The 4,289-nt window shown below is 31.1% G+C and carries 3 protein-coding genes; all 3 read right to left on the bottom strand.

Annotation, left to right across the window (positions count from 1 at the left end; all coding sequences use genetic code 11):
• Positions 1–184: 184 nt before the first annotated feature.
• The 3 genes from metK to L8D11_RS03765 all read right to left on the bottom strand — a co-directional run bounded on the left by metK (position 185) and on the right by L8D11_RS03765 (position 3,973).
• Positions 185–1,321, bottom strand: a complete 1,137-nt coding sequence (gene metK, locus L8D11_RS03775) for a methionine adenosyltransferase (protein ID WP_236870342.1) — start codon at positions 1,319–1,321, stop codon at positions 185–187.
• Positions 1,322–1,352: 31 nt separating this feature from the next.
• A complete protein-coding gene (locus L8D11_RS03770; RefSeq protein ID WP_236870341.1) occupies positions 1,353–2,156 on the bottom strand; it encodes an RNA polymerase factor sigma-32 in 804 nt (267 codons plus the stop codon).
• 65 nt (positions 2,157–2,221) lie between these two features.
• Entirely contained in the window at positions 2,222–3,973 is a 1,752-nt protein-coding gene (locus tag L8D11_RS03765) for an aminopeptidase P family protein (protein WP_236870340.1), read from the bottom strand.
• Between the last annotated feature and the right edge of the window lie 316 nt (positions 3,974–4,289).

Below are 4,289 nucleotides of genomic sequence, written 5' to 3'. Positions count from 1 at the left end.
AATGCACACAATGTTTTGCAGATTAAAGCGACTATGTCCTCTAATGAGTGGAATCTTTATGAAGCAAATATTGACAATGAGTTGATTCTAAAAGTTGCTTAACGCTATCTAATATTTATGCTTCCATCATTTACTCTGTGTGAAGAAGGGCAAAAAAATCAAGTTGATGAGCTATAGTTTGTTTTTATGTGAACTTGCTTGCCATATCTAAATTTTCCCAGGAAAAATTTTTATCTTTTCTGCCAAAGTGTCCATATGCTGCAGTATCTAAGTATTTTGCGTTTTTTAGATTTAAGGTATCTATTATACCTCTTGGCGTTAAGTTAAAATGTTTTTTTATGAGATTTATAAAGAAAGAATCTGGATGTTTACTAGTTCCAAATGTATTGATATAAATTGATAAAGGTTCTGAGATCCCAATACCGTAGGACAGTTGTATCTCGCATTGGCTTGCAAGCTTTGCAGCCACAATATTTTTTGCTATATATCGTGCCATGTAGCTGGCTGATCTATCAACCTTGCTAGGGTCCTTGCCAGAAAAAGCGCCGCCTCCATGTCTAGCGTAGCCACCATACGTATCAACGATTATTTTTCTTCCTGTTAACCCACAATCTGCGTAGGGTCCACCAACAATAAAGCTTCCGCTTGGGTTAATAATATATTTTGTGTTCTCATCAAGGTATTTTGCAGGTAAAACTTTTTTGATAATGTCGTTGATTATAGTCGTTCTTATTTGCTCTTGAGGAATATTTTTATCGTGTTGAGTAGATATTAACACACTATCTATTCTTGACACAATGTTACCTTCATATTGAACCGTTACTTGACTTTTTGCATCAGGGGCAAGCCAATCTATTGAATTAGATTTACGTTTTTTTGATAGTTCAATTAACAAATTATTTGCAAAATATATTGGTGCTGGCATGAATGTATCTGTCTCATCACAGGCATATCCAAACATTATGCCTTGGTCACCAGCTCCTATGCATTCATTGGATTTATCAAAAACACTATTATGGATTTCACTAGATTGCTTGGAAATTAAATTAATTATACTTATTCTGTCTGGATCAATGTCGTGTGAAATATCTTTGTAGCCTATATTTTTTAAAACATCATGGATTGTTTTTTCCAGATCAACCCAAACATTGGTATTAATTTCTCCTGAAACAATAACAAGAGAATTTTTTACCATCGTTTCACAAGCAACAGCACAATTTTTATCATTTCGCAATATTTCATCTAGGATTGCATCTGATATTTGGTCAGCTATTTTATCTGGATGCCCTTCAGACACTGATTCTGATGTAAAAAGTTTCATTGATTAGACTTTAGCAATATTTAAATAAATCTTAGGTTTGATTGGCGAAGTGTTTTATTTTCTTTAAGGCAGATTCCTCAATTTGTCTAATGCGTTCGCTAGATACATTGTATTTTTTGCTTAAAACGTCCAATGTAATCGGAGTCTCAGATAATCTTCTTTGCTTTATGATTTCCTGTTCCCTCTCATTTAAAGAGGCAATTGCATTTTTTAAAATATTGATTCTCAAATTCTTAATCTGTTTATCAGCTATATTTTCTTCATGAGTTTCTGTATTATCTGATATCGTATCAATAAATTCTGCACCTTCTTCAGAACCTAATCTTTCGTTCAACGAAACTGCTTGATAACTATTTTCTAAAATACTATCAGTTTTTTCAAATTCGTTATCTTGAGTATCAAATTTTTTCTTGAAGGTAGCTACGCTTGAGAAAAGTTTTTTTTGTAGAACTCCAGAACCAATTTTAACCATAGACCAAGATTTAACTATATAGTCTTGTATACTGGCCTTAATCCACCACATTGCATAGGTTGAAAGTCTATTCCCTTTCTCTGGTTTAAATTTTTTTACGGCTTTCATTAATCCGATGTTTCCTTCGGATATTATGTCCATCAATGGCAATCCGTAATTGCGGAATTTTAAAGCCATTTTAACCACAAGTCTTAAATGAGAAGTAACCAATTTATGAGCAGCTCCTAAATCTTTATTTTTTATCCATGAGTCTACCAGAGCACTTTCTTCTTCCTGCGAGAGCATAGGAAAGCTCTTTACTTGTTGCATATAGGACGAAAGACTCAATTCCGTTGATGTTGAAGGTAGATTGAATTCACTCATAGTTATTTACACTATCTATTTTCTATTACTAATATAGTTAACAAAAATTAATACACAAGGGTATTTTAAGTTAAATTGCCATAAAATTGCAAGTGTCTTTCTAAGTATTTTTTTTCGATATCGTCTAAAAATGGGGATAAAGAGTTATTTACTTTTTGATGATAGGACAGTAGCCATTTTTTTTCATGAGCAATCAATAATTCTGTATTGATTAAATTATATGCAATAGGAGCTAAAGTCAGCGTTTCAAATTGCAAGAAGCCTTTGTCATTATCAACTGCTTTTACGAGTACTATATTTTCAATTCTTATTCCATATTTTTCTGGGATATAATATCCTGGTTCTATGGTTATAATCATATTATTTTTTAATTCTTGGTGATTATATTTGTTAATGCCTTGTGGCCCTTCATGAACAGATAGATAATGTCCAACTCCATGCCCAGTGCCATGTGGGTAATCTAAAAAATACTTCCATAAAAATTGTCGTGCTAATGCGTCTATTTGTGATCCAGAAGTATTTTGAGGAAAAATTAAAGTGCTAAGATGAATTAACCCTTTTAGCACTAAAGTATAATGCAATTTTTGTGGAGTCGATGCAGCGCCAAAGCATAAAGTTCTTGTTACATCAGTTGTACCGAATTCATATTGACTGCCACAATCTAACAAAAACAAATTATCAGTTCCAACTTTTGAATTATAGCCATCATAAGGGTTGTAATGTATTATTGCACTGTTTTTGCCAAAGGAGGAAATAGTTTCAAAACTTTTGCTTTTAAATAGAGAATTTTGTTTTTTAAAATATGATAACTTTTTATCGATATCGATTTCAGTCACTTCTTCACCAGCATTAATTTGCACTTCAAGCCAGCTAAACAATTTTGTTAAGGCAATCCCATCTTGAATAGTTGCATATTTTATGCCAGCTACTTCAATATTATTCTTGATTGATTTTGGTAGGATGCAAGGATTTTTATCAATAACCAGATTATTTTTTTGAAAATTATCAATAAACCAAATTGGAGTTTGGGAATGGTCAAGTTGAATAGTTTTATTTTGATTATCTAATTCTAAAAACCTACACTTAATATCTTTGAAGGGAAGCAGCTTTATACTAGGATAACTACTTTTTATTTTCTTTAAATCGCTAAAAATTTCTATATCTCCTTGCTTACTGATTATACAATAAGCCATAATTAAAGGAGTATATTTTAGATCATTTCCTCTGATATTTAAAAGCCAACAGATGCTTTCAGGTGATGTGATTAATATGTAGTCTGCTTTTAATTTGTCAATTAATTTGCTTATTTTTTGGGTTTCTGTTTCCGAAGTGTATTTTGCATCAAGTATTAGCGGAGCCTTAGTTTTAAAATTCTTATCTCTATCCCAAATTGCATCTATTAAATTACCTTCTAAAGGTACCAATTTAATATTTGTAAGATCTCTAATATATAATTTTGAAAAATTTTCTAAAGCACCTTTGCTAAAAATAAAAGGATCATATCCTACTGAAAAGTTAAAGCTGACTATACTGAATATTTTATTAAAAATATCGTCAGCATCTTGCATGTTAAATATTAGGTAATCATCAGATAATTGGTTCTTGGCCTGAATTAAGTATCTACCATCTGTGAAAAGGTAATTTTTATCTTTCGTTATGAGAGCTAGACCATTTGAGCCACTGAAATTTGTTAACCACTTTAATCTTTGAAGGCATTCAGGAGAATATTCATTTTGAAATTCGTCATAGCTTGGTACTAGATAAGCATCTATGTTACAAGTTTTAAATGAATTTTTTAACAAATTTACTTTTTCCATACTATTTATGCTAGGTCTTCCTTGAATTAATTTTTCAGTCTAGATTATTATTTTTGTTAGTTAATAACACAATGTCTTATTTCTTAAAATAAATGATACAGAATATTCTAAGCAAGATCATTAAAAAAAATTTTAAAATTTTTCTACAAAAATCTTTTTACACCTTGCATCCAAACACGCCATTTATAAAGGAAGCATAAATATTAGATAGCGTTAAGCAACTTTTAGAATCAACTCATTGTCAATATTTGCTTCATAAAGATTCCACTCATTAGAGGACATAGTCGCTTTAATCTGCAAAACATTGTGAGCATTC

It is taken from the genome of Candidatus Bandiella numerosa (assembly GCF_021811875.1).
Classification (GTDB): Bacteria; Pseudomonadota; Alphaproteobacteria; order Rickettsiales; family Midichloriaceae; genus Aquirickettsia; species Aquirickettsia numerosa_A.
Note: the sequence above shows the minus strand (reverse complement) of the source record. Positions and strands in the feature narration are given on the sequence as shown.